The organism is Echinicola strongylocentroti, from assembly GCF_003260975.1.
Taxonomy (GTDB): Bacteria; Bacteroidota; Bacteroidia; order Cytophagales; family Cyclobacteriaceae; genus Echinicola; species Echinicola strongylocentroti.
This window is the reverse complement of sequence record NZ_CP030041.1, coordinates 5674748-5695013: the sequence shown is the minus strand read 5'-3', so window position 1 is coordinate 5695013 and position 20266 is coordinate 5674748. Positions and strand designations below refer to the sequence as shown.

The 20266-nt window shown below is 44.7% G+C and carries 8 protein-coding genes; all 8 read right to left on the bottom strand.

Going from position 1 to position 20266, the window contains the following annotated elements; genetic code table 11:
- Positions 1-129 precede the first annotated feature (129 nt).
- Positions 130-4263, bottom strand: coding sequence for a hybrid sensor histidine kinase/response regulator transcription factor (locus DN752_RS22550; RefSeq protein WP_112786072.1), 4134 nt, complete (start codon positions 4261-4263; stop codon positions 130-132).
- Positions 4264-4375: 112 nt separating this feature from the next.
- Positions 4376-6964 (bottom strand): fibronectin type III domain-containing protein, encoded by a 2589-nt coding sequence (locus tag DN752_RS22545; RefSeq protein ID WP_112786071.1) that lies wholly within the window; start codon positions 6962-6964, stop codon positions 4376-4378.
- Between the two features lie 23 nt (positions 6965-6987).
- Positions 6988-8967 (bottom strand): sulfatase-like hydrolase/transferase, encoded by a 1980-nt coding sequence (locus DN752_RS22540; protein WP_112786070.1) that lies wholly within the window; start codon positions 8965-8967, stop codon positions 6988-6990.
- A gap of 303 nt (positions 8968-9270) precedes the next feature.
- Entirely contained in the window at positions 9271-10209 is a 939-nt protein-coding gene (locus DN752_RS22535; protein WP_112786069.1) for a BT_3987 domain-containing protein, read from the bottom strand.
- A gap of 14 nt (positions 10210-10223) precedes the next feature.
- Positions 10224-11999 carry a RagB/SusD family nutrient uptake outer membrane protein gene (locus DN752_RS22530; RefSeq protein WP_162633319.1) on the bottom strand — a complete coding sequence of 592 codons (1776 nt, stop codon included), beginning with the start codon at positions 11997-11999 and terminating at the stop codon, positions 10224-10226.
- Between the two features lie 11 nt (positions 12000-12010).
- Positions 12011-15073 carry a SusC/RagA family TonB-linked outer membrane protein gene (locus DN752_RS22525; RefSeq protein ID WP_162633318.1) on the bottom strand — a complete coding sequence of 1021 codons (3063 nt, stop codon included), beginning with the start codon at positions 15071-15073 and terminating at the stop codon, positions 12011-12013.
- A 25-nt stretch (positions 15074-15098) separates the two neighbouring features.
- Positions 15099-16937, bottom strand: a complete 1839-nt coding sequence (locus DN752_RS22520; protein ID WP_112786066.1) for a RagB/SusD family nutrient uptake outer membrane protein — start codon at positions 16935-16937, stop codon at positions 15099-15101.
- A 13-nt stretch (positions 16938-16950) separates the two neighbouring features.
- Positions 16951-20178: a SusC/RagA family TonB-linked outer membrane protein gene (locus DN752_RS22515; RefSeq protein ID WP_112786065.1), complete on the bottom strand. Its 3228-nt coding sequence runs from the start codon at positions 20176-20178 to the stop codon at positions 16951-16953.
- Positions 20179-20266: the final 88 nt, after the last annotated feature.

The following is a 20266-nucleotide window of genomic DNA, read 5'->3' as shown; positions in this document are numbered from 1 at the left end:
ATATCATTTAAAAGTAAAAAAAGGCGCCTTTTATAGTTTTTGGCTCACTAGACAATTACTCAAAACAGTTTATCCGACAGGAGCCATTATCATTATGGACCACACCAACGCCTAGGAGTCCTTTCCCAATCAGCCAGCAGTCGAGGCTTCCGAATATTCCTTTTGATAATTGCTCGGGGATTTCCCGTATTGTTTTTTAAAACATACACCAAAATAGCTCAGGTCATTGAAACCTGTCATATAGGCTATATCGGAGATGTTCATTTCCCTACCTTCAAGTAGCTGAGCAGCTCTTCTTAAGCGAATATTTTTTATAAACTCATTTGGCGTCAAGTCCAAAATTCCTTTTATTTTTCTATAAAACATGGAATTGCTCATACCTAACTCATCACACAGCACCTTAACCGTAAAATCAGGTTCTGACATGTTCTCTTCCACCACTTCTTTGGCCTTTACTATAAAGGTTTCATCTATAGAGGAATTGGTGAGCTTTTTGGGCTCCAAAATCGCTCCCGTATTAAAATCCGCATGCATTTTTTCCCTGGTCTTTAGTAGGGATTCCATGCGATAGATCAATACCTCAAAATTTATGGGCTTGGTAAGGTATGAATCTGCGCCTACTTCATAACCTATGAGCCGATCACGGTCCTCTGTCCTGGCCGTAACAATGATAAATGGAATATGGCTGGTATTGACATCAGATTTAATTTTGGAACACAGCTCAAAACCATCCATATCCGGCACCATCAGGTCCGAAACTATCAGGTCTATTTCATTACTGCTCGCCAGTTCAAAAGCTTTCTTGCCGTTTTCGGCTGTCAAGACTTTGTAATATAAACTCAGGTAGGTCTCCATTAACAGTAGAAAATCAGGGTTATCTTCTACTATTAGGATGGTTTTGCCGGAATATTTTATATCCGTAATGGGATTGGCTTTTTTACGGTCAGTATAGGATTTCCAGTGGAGTTCTTCCTCTTCAGTAAAGGTGATTTTATCAATAGCCGTGTTTTCACCTGTCATTACGCCATCTACCGGTACCATAAACCGGAAACTGGCTCCTTTTCCTTCTGTACTTTCTACACCTATCTCTCCCCCTTGGAGCGTAATCAGGTGCTGGGTGAGGGCAAGTCCGATTCCCAAACCATCCTCAAATTGGTTTACAGAGCGAAGTCTAAAGAAACGGTTAAAAATATTCTCCAGGTTTTCTTTCGGTATTCCCCTGCCAGTATCTGAGACCACCACCAAGAGGTACTCTCTTTCTTCCTTCATTTGGGATGTTGCCGAAAAAGTCACTTCGCCTCCTTTTGGGGTGTACTTTATGGCATTGGAAAGGAGGTTATTGGTGCACATTTCCAATTTTTCCCTATCGAATTTCCCGTTCAAGTCTCCTTGAATGTCCACTTTAAGCAAGAGTTCTTTATCATTGGCCATTACCTGATAATTTTCCAACAGGTCACTTGCCAAGTCACCAAAGGACATTTCTTGGAGGTTTAGGGTCATATTCCCAGTCTCTGCCTTTCGGAAATGAAGCATTTGCTTGATATGCTCATGGAGTTTATTCACATTGCTATTTAATATCTTCACCTCCTTCTCCGCATCTTTCGAAACAGTGAACCGCCATTTTTGGGCGATGATCATCAGGACAGACAACGGCGTCAACAACTCATGACTCAAATTGGTAAAAAACTGAAGCTTAAATTGGTTGAGCTTTTCAGATTTTGATTTTTCCACTGACTGGATCCTCAAGTCTTCCTTGGCCCTTGCCTGTCTTTTATAGAGAATAAAAAAACAATAGAGCACTACAGCAGCAAGAACAACATAAAATAAATAAGCCCACCAAGTCAAATAAGGGGCCGTTTCGACAAAAATAGGTAATACAGATTGCTCCCCTGTCCATTTTCCGAGGGCATTGGTAGCCTTCACTTTAAATACATACTCTCCTGGCTCTAAGTTGATGTAGGTAGCTGTCCTGTTACTGGCAGTAGTATAGGCCCACTCATTATCCAGCCCTTCCAGTTTATAGGCATAGTATAATCCCTCTGGGTTTCTGAGGTCTATAGCGGCAAAGGAAAGCGTGATCGCATTATCAGCATACGAAACCACAAAGGGCCGCTCTGTGGTAAAATCACTGGAACTAAAATACTCCTTGTCAGCACTCCTGATATTGGTTAAGGCTATTTTGGGCACTGAATTGTCCATTTCGATTCTTTTGACATCCAGGATGTTAAAACCACTATGGCCACCCACGTACGTCTGATCGCCATCTTGGTATAAAGCCCCTCCTATAAAAATATTACCTTGTAGCCCTTCCTCTTCCGAAAGGATATTAACCGGATTTTCATTCTCATCAAGCGCCAAGATCAATACGCCTTTATTGGAAAGCCCTACAATATGCTCTTCTGTTTTCAGAATTGAATTGATCTTTAGCTTCCTATACTGCGTCAAGTACGTGCTTACCACTGTTCCTTCCTTATCCAAGGCCAATTGGGTAAGCCCATTTTCTCCCCCAATCCACAAATTCTTGTCGTCAATATATAAGGCTTTGACTAATTTCTCATTCCCATAGTCGTACAGCTCCTCAAACTGGAAATGTGCGTTTTGGGTGTATATGCCGACCTTGGATTGTAGGATTTTTCCATTGGACATGGCCAAATAGATGACCCCGTCTTTCCCAAGTTCAAAATCGACCGGTGTGCCTGCATGCTCTTCATTGCTCAGAAGGACAGGGACCTTTTTCACTTCAAAATCATCAAACCGCTGGCTCTTTCCTTGGTCCACACGATAAAGGTCTCCTTCTGAGATAAGCCAAATAGTGTTGTTATCATCAATTACGATTTTGCCAAGTTCTTTCAAGGAATAGGCATCATTATCGAAATCATTACTGATACTATAGTATTGTTGACTGTTGGTGTCATACTTTACCAATCCCCTATAACGGGTACCTAGCCAAAGCACTCCATTCTTGTCCCAAGCAAAGCTTTTTACTGTATTGATATTAAGGTTTTGTAAGGGACGGTATTCAGGAATGGAAGTGTAATGTTTAAACAACTGCTTTTCTACGTCATATACGCCAAAGGCCAAACTCTGCACACCTACCAACAGCCTATTTTGTGGATCCTTAATGAAACTGTACACCGATTGGCTCTTTTTCAAGGAGTCCACTTGCGAAATATTAAACGTTTTAAAAAACTGATCGGTGATCTTCACTTTGTTCACCCCTCCCCCCTGCGTAGAAAGATACATCAAACCGGTTTGGTCTTTAAAAATGCCTCTGATTTCGTTGTTGTTTAGTGCATTCCTCTTGGTAGAAGCAGTTATATTATAAAAATGTGGACTACTCGTGGCCCAGTCCTTAAGGACACTTACCCCGTAAGGAGTCCCTATCCACATCCCTCCATTCTCATCCTCCTCTATATCATAGACGATATTACCAATAATGGTGTTTTTCTTTGCCTCTCTTGCAAAATGATTGAGGATGATAGGGTTCCTCTTATCATTGATGTCCAGTACATACAGCCCATTGTCCCAAGTCCCCAACCACAAATTGTCCTTGCTATCAAAATGAATGGAAGTCAACACGTTGTACTTACTTTTGACAGGTCCTTTTTTAAAGATCCTGTAGAGGTCAAAAAGTTGTTTTTCTTTATCAAAACATCCCACTCCCTGTCCCCAAGTGGCAACCCAGACATCTCCTTCATTATTAACTTCAATGTCCTTGATGCTGAGGTTCTTTTCTCCATTTCCCCAAGTGCCTAGGCACTTGGACACGCTGTCATTCTGGGTGTTTAGCTTGTACAATCCCTGAAGGCCGCCAAACCAAATATTCTCATCCCTATCAATGGCAATGCTATTGAAGCCTTGGTTCAAGTGAAAATCGGCATCTTCCGGAGCTTGCAAAAAACGGAATTGGTGAGCTTTCTTATTATAGCTCAACACCCCCTTGGAAGTGGCAAACCAAATGGTCTGGCTTCCGCCTTCTATCGCGTCAAAAAACCGCACTTTAGAAAGGCTGGACTCTTTTACCAAGTCATCCACATTGAGGATTTCATAGCCATCATATCTGTAGAGCCCTTCATTGCTTCCTATCCATAAATACCCCTCACTGTCTTGGTAGGTAAAGTTACATTCATCGGTGTCCAGCCCAGATTCAGCTGAAATATACCCATACTCCATATGTGAATAGGGAGCTATTTCAAAAGCACTTAAGACTAGTAGAACAACTGATCCCAAGATCAGGTTTTTTAACTTTTGGAGGGTAATCATTTAGGGTTTTATACGGTTATTTTTGAGCTTGAAGGTACAAAAAAACGCCCAATATCATGATATGGGCGCTTGAAAGATTTTTAAAATCCCTTTTGATCTATTTTTTCCTCTTTTATTGGGGCGTTCTGATCTTATGAAATGGCGGTAATGAACGCTTTTCCCCACTTCTTGACTTCACATAGGCCTTAACAAAATAGGACCGGTTGCCATTTAATTTGGTCCAAGGAATAACTACTTCAAAGTGGTCGTTCTTTATCGATTGGGCCTCAAACCCTACTTCCTCTAAATTCAAAAAAGAAACATCATTCAACTTCACTCCCACGCTGCTTGCATTTTCTACATCCAGATTTTCAGTAGCTACCTTAATTTGCAGCCCCTCTGCTGTACTTGTCACCTCGCTGATCTCCAACGTATAGGCAGGGTCTCTTTTGATAACCGTTGCGACATTGGGGTAAAACGACGCTTCACCAGCACTGTTCACTGCCTTTACGGTGTAAAAATAGTCCAGGCCTTCTGAGGATTCATCTATAAAATGCGTTCCTTCCACCGCTTCTTGGTACAACGTAAAATCATGGGGAGCCTTTCCTCGGTAAATATTATACCTTACGCCCGGGTTTAGTGTATCCTGAGCTATCCACTCCAAATAAACATTGCCATTCCTGGTTTCTGTGGCAGAAATATTCCTAGCTGGAATCGGAAAATCTTCCTCCAGCGTAATGGTTTCATGCGAGGCTGACTGACTAGTACCCAACCCATTATAGGCTCGAAGGGAAATGGTATACTGCTGATCATACTGCAAACCTGAAACCCTATAGCCAAAAACGTTTTTGGTATCATAGGTCTCCATAAAGCTTCCATCCTTTGATTTCACCTCGATTTGATAACCATTGGTATTTTTTTCACTCTCCCAAAACAAGGTAAATGTGGTGTCCCTTTGGCTTAACTTAAAAATCTTCGGCGCTTCTGGAAGGGCATAGTTGACCGTAACCGGATTGCTAGGCTCGCTTTTACCGTCATTATACAGTGCCGCTACTTCAAAGGTATATTCCTCACCCTCTTTCAGGTCAGTAATAACGGTTTGGTTAGAATTGACTTCTTTATGGCTGATAGTACCAGATTGGTCTGTGATGGTCACTTCATAGTTGCTTGCCTTCTTTCTTTCCCACCAGTCCAGGCGTACACCGGATGCCACCACATCGGCACTGTAAATTCTAGTCGCCTCATGTGAAGGGCTGTTTCCATTGGGCCACTGGATAACGTTCACAGAAAAGGGCTTGATAGCCACTGTATTGCCCTGGTATGTCTGCTCTTCGATCGGTACATTTTTATTTTCTGCCACCTTTGACCAAATGTACTTGTGGGTAAACTCACCGTTCACCGTTTCATTGTCCAGCTTTAAATCAAATGTATAGGCGTATTCGGACCGATTGGTCACGGCCAAATAATCAAGCCCGTTGACACCTTCAAAATGCATCGCATAGACGGACTCTACCTTATCATTTTTTAGGCCGGGCACCTTCCTTGTACCAGTTACAATTACGGGGTTGATCTTTCTGGAATTGTTGGTGGCTTCGTGAAGGAGCTGGAGTCCCTTCCCCTCTTCATCTTGATACAATCCCGACATGATGGTGTCGGTATCAATTGGGATTTGCTGGGCATAAGCATTTTCTATCAGCTGATTCTTGTTACTGGCAGGCCTGATTTTATTGCTCACTTCATGCGATCCTATTAAAAAGGCATTGGAATGGGACAGCTGGCGCAAGGTATATTCAGTATTGTATATCCCCGAAAAAATCCCGTTCAATGGCCTGTTCCAGACACCAAATTCGGTGATAAGCAGGGGAATGTCTTCTTCAGTATAAGCTTCGATTTCCTCCATGGCCTCATCAGAAGTGGCTTCGATGATCTTTGAATTGGCTCTTCGCATAGCTTGGTCAAAGCTCTCTTTACCACCGATGTGAGGTGCGTAAGAATGCTTACTGAACACATTCCAATATGCCCCGTTCTCTATCTGATAACGGTTGATTTCTTTCATAAATCCCCAAATACCATCCCAGGTAAAGTTAAGGGCCATTTTTGCATCTGGGAAGACCTCTCTTATGGCATCCGCGTGAGGTTTCATTTTCTGGGCGTAATCATACCCGTCATTCCACCAGTAGCGGTTTCGATTGGGCACATAAAAGTACGGTTCATTGCAGAACTGCCATGCTTCTACGATGATGTGATTGTCCTTACAAAACTCCGCCAAGGCTTTGGTCATTTCCGGAGTCTCCGTAAATCCGTTAATGGTCACCACTAACTTTCCCCCAACCTCTCCGAGCAGGTCGTATAGATCAATAATGCGATGAGGCCCTTTTACCTGCGTAAAACGATGCCCCTTGAGGAATTGCCCCCGATGATCCATCATCATGGCATAGTCAAGGTTATATTGTCCTGTGGCAGCGCTGAAAGCGTCGCCCATAGTACCCGAAAAATACCTCAACCACCCAGGCTGAAGCTGGTGGACGGCTTGGCGAAACTCCGGATGCGTGTAGCCCCATACCTTATCTGCTATCCTTACATTAAAGCCACTGGCTCCCAATTCCAGCTCATGGCCATGAGCTGTATCGATGCGGAGCTCTCCTTTTACCACTTCCTGTGCTTGAAGCGGCAGTAGCACAATAGAAAAAAGCACAATTAGTACGTTGGTTAGGTCTTTCATAGGTCGTAATATCTTATAGGATTTTATGGAATCGTCGGCATTGGGTGGCTCACCCTGTGGCGATGCCCTTGTATAAAACGTTGGATACTTTTGGCTGTGAAAAGCTCATCCATATCCATCATACCAAAATTGATAAGGATGCTTCGGGCTTGAAACCGAACCCTTCCAGCATCAGCTGTCTTGGCCAGTTCCCTGATCTCATCCATCACCGGAAGTGCCCGGTGACCGATATTTTCGAGGGAAGAAGCAGCGAACGTGTTTCCTTCCTTACACTCCTCCACCAACAATTCCAATCCCTTGGGGGCATTGAGGTAAACAAGGGCTTCTGCTGCTATAGCTCTGACACTTTGATAATTTTCGGCACTTAACTGCTGCATGATTTCTTCACTCCCCTCGGATATTTTTTCTTCCTGAGCGAGGTAAGCTATTCCTGATAGTGCCCACCACCTCCACTCTGGGCGCTCACTACTTAGGCCCTTTAGAAAATCCCCCATATCGTCTACCTGAGGTGATGCTGCTTTCTCCACCAGGTCATGCATTCCTTTTAGGTCATAGTTGGAATCCTTTACCCATTGATAAAGTGACTTACCTGAATCGGTAAATTCATCCCTGATATCCTTTGGGAAAAAACCCAAATCACCTGTTTCCTGTACATGACTGGCGGCTTCCCGCCGGAGCTCCTGTAGCTTTTGGCCATGAGCCGGATCTTGGGCAAGGTTTATAATACCATAAGGATCCCTCTTCATGTCGAAGAGGTACTCTTGCGGCTTTGGTTCATAGTATTCCCTAAAGGGCTCCACTGGATGGCCAAGATAAAAGTAGCTGTCCCAAGCCTGCTGGGCTGGCATTCCCCACTGAAAGGACTGCTTGAGACCATGGCGCTTGTAGGGAGTGTAATTTTTTATGTAATAGAATCGTTCGTCTGCCACTACCCTGGACGGGTCAAAATGATCTTCTGAATTGGTCCTGAAGCCGTAAGCATATTTTCGTGGTGTTGTTGCTTTTCCCATAAAAGCCTTCCCTTGCATATGATCCGGGACATCCGATCCCGCCACGCTCAATAATGTGGGACCAAAATCCACAAACTCCACCAGTTGGTCTGAACGGCTGCCCGGTTTTGCGGGCAAGAGGTGCTTCCACTTTTCCGGAGCATATACGATCAACGCTGGCTTCATACCAGACTCAAAAGGAAAAGCTTTGCCTCTCGGTAGGCAGCCTCCATGATCGGAGAAAAAGAAAATAATCGTGTTTTGGAGTAGTTTTCGCTTTTTAAGGTCTTCCAAAAACACGCCTACCCATGCATCGGTATCTTGGACACCTTCGAGGTGCAGGGCATAATCAGCCCGGGTTTCGGGGAGATCAGGGACGTGAGGCGGCAACTGGACATCTTCCATCGCCAATTCCAGTGGCTCGCGAATATCCACAGTTACCGATGTCATCCTGCTCATATGGGTGGTGTGATTGTTAAACTGGGCAAAAAATGGCCGGCTCCCTCTTTCGACGGCATTATAGGTGGCGTTAGGGGATTTTCCATCGTCACTTCTGTAGCCACTTAGCCCATCCCAAGTGACTGGATATGCTTCCTTCTGAACAGACTTGGTGACATTATAATCTGTCTTCCCTGCATTGACTGTATAGTATCCCGCCTGACGGAGATATTGCGGAAAAAAATACTCCATTGGGACGATCATATTATTCCTATGCCAGTCGGTGGCGTAAGTAGTGGCATAACTGCCTGAAATCAGCGAAGACCTCGCCGGAGAACAGTAGGGTGCATTGGAAAAAACATTGTCGAATGTCACGCCGTGATCAGACAGAAAGTTCAGGTTGGGCGTATCAATCGCCTCATTCCCATATGCGGGAAGTAGGTACGGTGAAGTATCTTCTATCACCAAAAAAAGGATATTGGGCTTTTCCTGCTCTTGGGCAAGAGAAAGCCCGCTGCCTGCTGCCATCAGTAGACAGGTCATCCAAGCCAGAAGGCTATACTTATGAAATTTCATTTTTTATCGTTAGGGAGTCAGAAGTAAAAGCAGCACTTATCTTTGTTAAACCCGGATTATGCATTAGGAATCATCGCAGCCTGTCCCGACTGATATCGGTAAAGACTGAAAGTGCAAGAAAATCAGTTAGTTTGGAGATGGATGTCGTTATTGCCCCCTAAAAACTGATCCGGACCAGCTTCGGAAGCTCGGTAAACACTGCATCTCAGAAAAAGCAAGGGTCGCTGGATCAGTAAAAAATCTACCCCAATCATGATCAGGGTAGATTTATACTATTTTGACACCAACGCTATTGCATTATTCTTACCATTCTTCAAATCCAAGATCCAGTTCAGGAGCTCTTCTCAGGACAAGGGTATCCTGAACCGTAAAATTCCTCGCATTACGGGTAAAGGAATAATCCAAATAAAACGTTCTTTCGTCGGCATTATAGGTTGCGGTTCCTACCAAATCAACGATGTTATCATCCGTGGTGGAGATCGCCACCTCATTATTACTTTCGTTGACGTTTAGCACCATCGAGCCAGATATATTGTCTCCTAGAGCAGGAGTCATCACTTGGGTTCTATCCACAGTAGACAAAGCCCAAGTGCCATTTTTGCTCAGGTCATCATTATTGTACACCGTCTCCTCGATCAACTCCCCATTTTCATCCAACTCCTGCTGGGTACCTTTATGATAGTAGGTTCCATGGTAGGGGCTGATGTATTTTACCACCAATATGGTATAATCTTTAGGTGGGTTGATCACATTACCAGCTTCATCATAATTGCCGCTAGATATAGAATCCAATGAACTGCCAGTAATCCTGATCGGCAATGCATAGGTAGTAGAAAGTGCCTTAGGGTCACTGGTAAAAGCCTCCCTGTCCAAGGTCACGGTCACATCACCGATAAATTTACCCGCTGGGATGACCATTCGGCTGTCATTGCTCAGGGAATAATAATCAGCTGGAAGTAGCTCAAAGTCATTTCCCTCAGTGAAGGTGTCGTCATCCAACAAGCTTGGGTCGACGGAAAAATCAGCATATTCATCGACCTCATTGCTTCTTTTGCCACCAAGGGCTACACCCACTTTAAACTCCATATTATCGTAGGCGACTATGGTTCTCAAAGGCTTTTGGGTACCAAAATATACAATCGAATAATCAAAGTCTCCCAAATAATCCTCGTATGGCTCACAAGAAAACAATCCTGTAAGTAAAAGGAAAATCCCAATATATATTTTACTGTGTCTCATCATTGTTTATTTAATTTTTACCAACCTTTATTATCGATCATTTGAGGACTTTTGACCAATTCATCATAAGGAAGGGGATGGTAATAGTATTTGACATCGTCAAATTTCCTTTCCTCTACAGTGAACTCTTCAAATGAAAGATCACCCTCTTCTCCTTTCAAAATCCTCACACCACGAACGGTCTCGTTTAGTGGCATGATCCATCTTCTCAAATCCCAGTACCGGTGATTTTCAAAAGCCAATTCCAATCTACGCTCGTTTTGGATAAATTCCCTGAAAGCCTCTTTTCCTTGGGCGGCGACTTCATCCACATAGGAATTATCGGTGATGCCCGCAGCAGAGCGGATGGACTTGATCACCTCCACGGCAGACTGGCTCATCTCAGGCCCTACGGCCGTCGGGCCAAAAGCCTCATTGGAAGCCTCCGCAAAGTTAAGGTATACTTCTGTCTTACGGATCAAAGCGTGGTTGTGGTGGTCATTAGTCGGACTGACCGGATCCAACATGCCGTTCTGAACAGAAAGCCACTTTCGCAGATAATAGCCAGTACGGGTGTTTTGCTGGTTCCTCGCTTTGGAGTCTTTACCTCCCTCATAGATTTCCAACGCCTGGCCATCCAAGGTCTGGCCATTATAGAAAATGGTCAAGTCCAGTCTGGGATCCCTGTTTGCATAGGGATTTTCAGGGTCAAATCCAGCTCTGGGATCGTCTATTGGGTAGCCATTCTGCATGGGATAAGCATCCACGAGGTTTTGGGAAGGACTGGTTCTTGCCTGACCGAATTCAGATATGGGGTAATTTTTGTTTTCAAGGTCCCTATTATTATGATAAGTCCTCCAAACAAATTCTCCGGGGCTGGTATTATTGTTAAAATCACCTGTTTTCAGACTGGAGAAGTTGCCTACTTCTTCGATAGCCTCTTGGGAATATTCTGCTGCATCTACCCATTTCTGGACAAATGCCGCTTCATTCAGCACATTAAAGCTTCCCATTCCTGCGATGGAAACCACCTCATCAGATTGGTTGGCAGGACTGGCGGCGTACACGGCCACTCGGGATTTAAGAGCACGAACGTTTTGTTTATCAGCTCTTCCCAATTGCTGTACACCTACGATAGGGTCTCCTCCAGTGTAGGTTTTGGGGAGGTAAAGGTAGGCAGAGTCCAAATCCTTGACTATCTGCTCCACGCATTCCTCATAGGTATTCCTCTGGATATCCTCTAGGCCACTGGTCTCACTATATTCTTCAGATGACAGCACTATTGGGTAGCCTAAGGCTTCCCCGTTGGCTGCCTTGCCACCATATTGCTTCAGGAGGGTAAAGCCCCACCAAGCACGAAGGTAGAAGGCATCTCCTTTCAGGTTCATCCTCTTGGCCATATCTGCATCTGGATCGGACAAGTTATAGGTGACATTGTCACCAAGGCCATTTTCCAGAAAAATATGAATATTCCTAAACTGGTTGTAAGCATTGTTCCAGTTACCTACTGGATTATTAGCAGGACTGATGGCACCAGCAGACACACGATACAATGCACTGCCAAAAGCGTTGGTGGTGGCATTGTCCGTGGCCACATCCAAGAAGTCGCCTCCATATTCGGCCACAAAACTCCCCGGTACATTGGCATAGGCGTTCATTAAGAAGCCTTCGGTCTTTTCTGGAAGTCCATAGGCAAAATCCTCTCCGTATGTATTATCCAATACTGGATCCAGGGCTTCGCTACATGATGTCATTCCTAACAGCATCATGCCATAAAATGCTATCTTTTTATATGTAGTATTTTGATTTCTCATTGTCATCGGATTTAGAAACTAACAGATACACCACCAGTAATGGTCCTGAAAATAGGGTAATTGTCCACTCCTGCATTAGGTACCTCGGGATCCAGGTCTTTGATTTTGGAAATCACAAACAAGTTGGTTCCTCTCGCATAGAATTTTACATTTTTCACTACCCAAGCTCCATTCGAAATACTATAGCTTAACTCAACGTTCTTCAACCTGAAGAATGAAGCATCTTCCATCCAGAAAGTCGAATTCCTAAAGTCATTGGTAGCCTGATAGGTAGTCAAGGCAGGTACTTGGCCATTGGGATTGTTCACCGGGTGAAAACGATCCAATGTATAGGCTGAATACTTCTCTTCCCCGTCATTCCGGTAATAGCTATTGTTCAGCATCTTGTCCACTCCCAGCTCGGAGGTGCCCAATACATAAAGCCCAAAGCCTTTATAGGTAATGTCAAGGTCGATCCCCAAGGTAGTTCTTGGAAAAGAATTACCAATGAACCGTTGATCACGCTCATCGATAATATCATCACCGTTTTGATCCTGATAGGCAATATTCCCTACGCCATAAGGACCGAAAGCCTGAAAAGGCGCATTCCCGAGAGCAGCCTCCTCCCGGAAGAGACCATTGTCCACCATACCGGATATAGCGTCTACTGACTGACCCGTCTTCTGAAGATATTCTTCTGGGTAATCCACTTGATCGGTACTTTTGATCTTGTTTTTGACGTACAGGATATTCGCACCGATTCGGTAGCTAAGGTCTTGTGTATTATTTAACCAGCTTATGCTGGCCTCCACCCCTTGATTAGCGACTTCGCCCAAGTTCAACGGCTTGTTTAGCGAACCACTCAAGGAAGAATATACGGAAGTAGGGTTGTCGACAATGATATTGGAGCGCAGTTCATTAAAGTAATTGGCCTCTACGTGTAGGCTGTTATTTAGCATCAATCCTTCTACGCCAATATTAAATTCCCTAGAGGTCTCCCATTTCAAATCAGGATTTCCATAATTATTAAAACCTGTTCGTGGAACTCCATTTTGGTTTCTTTCACCAAAGGAAACATTCCCGTTGTCGGAGTATCGAGTATCGTACAGGTAATAACTAGTGCCCCTGTCATATCCAATAACCCCAAAGCTGGACTTCACCTTCATGAAATTGACCCAAGGGGTGGTATTCATAAAAGATTCCTCCGAAAGGATCCATGATGCCCCCACCGCAGGGAAGAATTTATACCTATTGCCTTCGGCAAAACGATTGCTTCCCATGACAGCTCCAGTAGCTTCTACATATAACCTATCATCATAGCTATAGGCAGTACGCAAGAAACTATTGGTATTGGCTGTATTTTGACGGTTGTTAGTGTGATCACTGAAGTAATAGAAATGAGAAAGATTTGCCTTCACTCCATGTTTGTCAAACCGTCTATCGTAATCGATATTTGACATCCAACCAATATTTCGGCTCATATTATTACCACTTTCACTTCTATTGCCCGAGATTGTCCTATTGTTCAACTGGACATAAGCAATGCTGTCCGCTCCAGATGGCCCTGTGACATAGCTTCTTTCATACCGAATGGGATTATTGATCTGGTTGGCACTATGGTATTGGTAGCTATCAAAAGTCAATACTGTTTTGCCAGACAGGCCAGGGGTAATGGCACCCATGTCCAGTTCCAGCCCAAAATTGGTCTGGCCATAGAAAAACTGGTACTCCTGAAATCCTCCATACACCATGTCACCATAGAGACTTTGGGGCCGTAGGTAGCTTCCTCCCAGTGGTGGTATCTTCTCTACCCCTACCTCAGTGGTCTCTCCTTGAAAGTTAGGGTCATTGATCACAAAGGGATACTCATTGGGCCGATGCGTTTTGATATCGTCAAACACTTGATTCTGGTGCAGCTTGCCCCAGCTTCTACTTTCGATGATTCCGTTACCATCGATAAATGCCCGCAAGGCAGGAGTAACCTGTACATCCAAATTGCCCCTGATGTTAAGACGGTCCTGAGTAGCTGTTTCACCTATCTTTTCTACACCTTCCGAGCCCACATAGCCCAATATCAGTGCATACCTTGTATCTTCTGTACCACCGGAATACTCAATATTGGCCTTTCTAAATGGTGAAGTAGACCGGACAAAATAATCCAAATAGTCAGCGTCTGGATACCTTAGGTCATTTTCTCCGGAAGAATTGAGGTAACCTTGGAGATCCTGTTCAGAATAAAACGGTGACAAACCATCATTTGCACGTGCCTCATTGTAAAGGTTGGCATACTGGTAACTGTTCAGGTATTCAGGCATCCTGGTGTTCATCCGTACGCCATATTGTGCAGAAGCTTTGATGACACGTGTGTTTGCCCGGCCTCTTTTGGTTGTAATCATTACCACGCCATTTGCCGCACGGGGACCGTACAGGATTTTGCTGGTGGCATCCTTTAAGACCTGAACGCTTTCCACTTCTTCAGGATTCAGGTACTCAATCGGCCGCTCTATACCATCTACAATGGTCAACGCGGAATTGTCTCCCTCTCTGGCCAATCCTCTCACATAAAGGCTGGCAAGGTTATTTCCCAATCCATTGGCGTTATTCCTTACAGTAAGGCCCGCTACTCTGCCTTGGAGCACATTATGGAATACGAGCGAAGGCTGCTTTTCCAATACCTCTCCGGAAACTTTCCCAATAGCGCCAACGAGCTCGCGTTGATTGGTATTGATAGAAGTCGGTAATCGGACAAGGTCGTTTTCGGAGGCATAAGCCAAGGCTTTTAATAAGATCAACTGTTCTCCGATACTGCCTTCGCCAAGAGAGACGACTACGTCTTCATAACCAGGAGCAGTCACCAATAGCTTCCCATCAGCGGGAGCCTTTAGGGAAAATTCCCCGTTGCTATCGGTAAAGGTCTGCAATAGTCCTTCACCAAGTGTGATTTGCGCATTCTTAATTGGTTCTCCGTTGTTGTCCACTATGCGCGACTGAATGTCCATTTCGGCCACATTCTTTTTGTTCTGTCCAAAAGCCACTATGGACAAACTAAAAAGCGCAAGAACCAATGATGCAATTTTCAATCTATAAATTATCATTTGATTATCGAATTTAAGGTCCATATTACCAGCCTGGGTTCTGCTGGAAGTTAAAGAGATTCTGTGCATCCGACTGGGCCACAGGGTACCAGTGATTGCGCAGACCAAATACCCGTTGCTCTGTTTCCAGCTCTATTACCTCATAGGTAAAGTCCAGGGTACTTTTGTCCTGTACACTTTGATGACCAGCTGGTGGATAAGCTCGTACTCCTTGTATAGGTCTGGAGAAGACATCCTCTGCCACCATCCATCTCCTTAGGTCATGCCACCTGTGATTTTCCCACATCAGTTCTACGGCCCTTTCATGCCTGATAGCATCCCTGAACGTTTCTTTGGACCCTGTGTGCTCTGTAAGCACATCAGGCATCCCTACCCTGTTTCTGATCATATTTACCGCCTGTACAGCTGTAAGCCCGTAACCATTGGGATCACTGTTTGGCCCATATGCTTCATTCATGGCTTCAGCATAGTCAAGGTAAACCTGTGACACACGGATAAAAATATTGTTCAGTCTATACAGACCATATTGACTGGTAAACCTATTGGCTTCTGGCCAGATAAATTTCTTACACATATAACCGGACAGCTGTCTGTTTCTTGTATGGTTACTGGTAGTCTGAATATTATAGTCGGTACCACCTACATAGAGCTCTTGATAGATCGGTCGTCCACCGTTGTCCACGCCCCATTCTTCTCCTGGCACGATGATGTTGTTATAAAATCTTGGATCCCTGTTTACATAAGGATTTTGGGGATCATATCCGGACCTGGGATCATCCACGGGATAGGCTTGTCCTCCATTGAGGACTTCATACATGTCCACTATATTCTGGGTAGGGTTAGAATAGGCAGTAGCATCATTACCGGTTCCTCCAGAAAAACGTTGGGGAAGATAATTGCACCTTAGCCCCCTACTCTGATGCCGTCTACCTGCATCCAGGTTATAGAATAGCGACTCATCACTGACATTGATGCCTTCATGGTAGAATATGTTCTTATATTCTTCCCCGTTCATCAAGCGAAAGCGGGTTCCTCCTGTACCGTTACTAACATATTCGATCACCTCGTGTGCATAAGCAGCGGCCCTTTCGGTCCACTCTTGGCCATAGTCGCGGTATTGGATACTGGTCAGGTCGTTTTGCATCAGTGGACTTGCTGCATACAGTGCTGCCATACTTTTTACCGACATTGCGGCGGCTTTAGTGATCCTACCCACTTGGTTGTCGTCCCATTTATGCGGCAACAGCGCAATAGCATTGTTCAAGTCCCCAATCAACCATTCTGTCGATTCGGAATAGGTAACCCTCGGCAAATCCAGGTCATCACTCGGCGTGTACGCTTTGTCAAAGATCGGCATCCCTCCCCATCGTTGGATGATCTGGAAGTAATACCATGCCCTGAAGAAATATGCCTGACCCAAGAGTTCATCATGTTGGGCTTGGCTCAGGTTATCCATCTGACCTACATTGGTAATCACCTTATTGGCTATTCGGATCGCAAAGAAAGCATTGGAGATAATCGACCCCTGGTCATAATTGGTCTGTCCTGTCCAGCCTATTTCTCCGGCCCATCCTTTATCGATCCAGCTTCCTGTATTGATCAGGGTATTAATGGCACCATTGAAGAGGGTGCCTCCCTCATCCGAAAGCCCACTGATATGGGTTCTTTGCAGGTTTTGAGACCTCCAGTGATGTACATCATAGAGTACGTCGTAGCAATTGTCCAGATAGCCCCGGGTAGACTCGTATTCGGAAAATACATCGTCTTCATCTATACCAAAGTCGGGAGAAACATCCAGGAATTCTTCACAGGAAAATAATCCCAACAGCAGTACAATTATATATAGCTTATTAATTTTTTGCATAGTTGTGTTGATTTTAGAATGATACCCTTACGCCCAGATTGTATCTTCTAACTACTGGATAAGTAGTAGTTCCAGTGGTCTCTGGATCGATCCGCTTATCGAGTTTTGTCCAAGTGACCAAGTTGTTTCCGTTGGCATAAACCTGGAAACTTTTCAATCCCAACCGCTTCACGAATGCTTGGGACAAACGGTAGTTGACCTCAATGTTTTTTAACCTTATATAAGAACCATCTGTGTACAGAAGTGTACTTCCTGATGAATTGTGGTTATTCGACAAGTGAAGGGCTGGTTTGTCGGCTCCCTCTGGATTGTCAGGTGTCCATCGGGAAACCACATCCGGCTGGGCCTTTACGAATCCACTGTTGAAATCCCAGTACATCAATGACGGGAAGTTATACCCCACATCAGTTACTCCATAAAACAGGGCATTCATACCAAAATTCTTATACGTAAACCCGAGGTTTAACCCATACGTCCTCCAAGGATACTGCACATTTTCCATGGCCACCTGATCGTTGGAGTCCGTCACTCCGTCTCCATTGTAGTCGACAAACATCAGGTCACCAGCAATAAGACTACCTTGATCGGCACCATTAGCGGTCGTGGGACCATTGTAGATATCGTCGAGGCTTTGGTAATAATCCCCTACCACAAGTCTCGATTGCCAGCCAATCGGCTTGCCTGCCTCTTGTAAATAGTCAGGCATTAACCGGGGGTCATCTCTATAGACGATCCTGTTTTCAGCATATGAGGTATTGAGGTTTACATAATACTTGAAGTCCTGTCCAATATTGTCCTTCCAGCCTATCTCTACTTCATATCCTCTGTTTTTACTGGCGCCGATGTTTCCAGTAGCCACGTCTGAGGTACCGTACCAAGAAGGTTGGGTTCTTCTTTGCATCAGGATGCCTTCCCTGTCTTCTTTAAAGAAGTCCACCGATACATTCAGCCTTTCGAGAATATCCAAATCAAAGGACAAGTTCTGCATGGTACTGGTTTCCCAAGTGGAATTTGGGTTGGCAGGTGTACCTTCTGTATACCTTGGTCCGTAGTAGGTGATATTGTCATAGCCTAATCGGATATTTCCCCCGGAGTTATAGGTCTGGGCATACTGGAAACGAGGACCTCCATCACTGCCCACGATACCATAAGAGTAGTTCACTTTCAAAAAGTCCAACCAAGTGCCTGCGAGGGATTTTGCCCAAGGCTCTTCTGAAATCACCCAGCCCGTAGCAAAGGACGGGAACAGACCAAAACGAAGTCCCGGTGCAAACTTCTCTGAACCTGAATAAGTCGTATTCACTTCGAGCAAATAACGGTCTTTGTAATAATAGTTGGCCCTGGCCACCCATTCTTCCCTTTTGCTGGGATATCCATTTCTTCCTGTGTCTATTTGTCTCCACATCAAGGCGGATCCGCTGAAGGTATGATCGCCAAATTTCCTTTTATAATCCATCTGGAAGCGATAGTTCAGCCTTCTGTTATAGCCAAATAATGAGGGGAGGTTAGAAGTAACCGGCCCGGGCTGGGCATTTGCCTCTGGGAATCGTTGCTCCAAGATCAGTGGATACGTGGTTTCTCCTCCTTCGGTAATGGGATTGGCATAATCATACTGGCGGTAATAACGTATCACGTTCATGTTTACATTGCCTACCCCTTGTCTTAGAATATACCGCTCATAATTGGAGTAGGAAGTATAACTCACACTTGCTTTTGCTTTAAGGCCTTTGGTGATAAAATCCAAGTCTTGCTTCAGCTCGGCATCATAGAATCCCTGATAATAATTATAGGTTCTTTGTCCACCTTCATTGGCTTTCATGATGATATTATGATCACCGGAAGGCGAGTCCCCATAAAACCCGTCGGGGTATTGGATAGGAAAAACATTGTTTGGAGCTTGGTAGATATTGTTGAAAAATTGCGGCTGTCCAAAACCATCCTCTCCTCCGCCATCTATCCGATAACCAGGCTGTGAACGTGTACGGTAGTTACCGGAAAAGTTCACACTCAACTCCGTACTTGGCGTCAGTGTAAAGTCAAAATTAGACCGCCAATTATATCGTTTTACTCCAAATGTAGGATCATATTCAGGTTGTTCTTCGGTCTGGAAGATATCACCATCATTTCTATACCCCAATGACACGAAATACTTCACAAACTCGGTACCTCCCCTGGCATTCAGGTTATAGTTTTGCTGGTATCCCAGTCCCAATAGTTCGTCATACCAGTCAACATCAGGAAAATAAGGATTATAAGGGCCTCTTTGGTCCCAGTTTTCCCTCCAGGCATTCATCGTAGATTCAGGGATAAGCTGATCCCAGTTATTGTCGTTGGTAGCCGCCTCGTTAAACATTTCCATCGCTGTCAGGTAATCCGCATTGGTCGCCTTTGCCGTTGGTTCTTTTACACCCATATTGGCTGTAAAATTAAATGTAGGCTTTCCTGCACGTCCCCGCTTGGTCGTGATCAGGATCACACCATTGGCACCTCTGACACCATAAACGGCGGTGGCGGAGGCATCTTTTAGAATAGAAATCGATTCGATTTCATTGGGATCAAGGTTATTGATATCCCGCTCTACCCCATCTACCAAGGTAAAAGGAGACTGCGAATCTCCATTCCAAGAAGAACGACCTCTAATGAACAGTTCTGCTGCATCAGATCCCGGTTTGCCACCGCTGTTCACCGCAGTAAGTCCGGGCATCGCTCCCTGTAGAGCCTCCGAAACGGTGTTCACCGAACCAACCCGCTGAAGGTCTTCTCCCTTAACGGTTCCGACGGCACCTACGAGTGTTTGTTTGGTCTGCTCACCAAAGCCTACTACCACCACTTCTTCCAAGTTGGCAACATCAGGCTCCAAGGTGATTTCAAGATCACTGCTGTTGGTCTCTGCCAAGGGGATTTCTTGGGACTTATAGCCAATGAATCGAATTACTAATACGGCATCTTCTGCTACAGTAAGGGAAAAATTCCCATCAATATCGGTAATAGTGCCGTTACCGGTGCCTTTTACGAGGATGTTTACCCCGATCATCGGCGTATCAAACTCGTCATAAACAGTCCCAGTTACATTGATCTCTGGGGCCTGAAATGCTTCCGATGATCTTGGCTCATGCGCTCCATACGCCAATAGCGGCGTGAGAAACACCAGTGAGATCATCACTGCAAAACAACATCCCATTCGGTAACCTCCCTTTGCATATGAGGTATACCTACTACGGTGGAGTATATTTTTTTTCATTCTTATGGGTTATTGGTAACTAGATAAATTATTATTGCGCCACGTTGTGGGAAGAGAAGGTGGGCGACCTTGATAACTGTATGTGCAC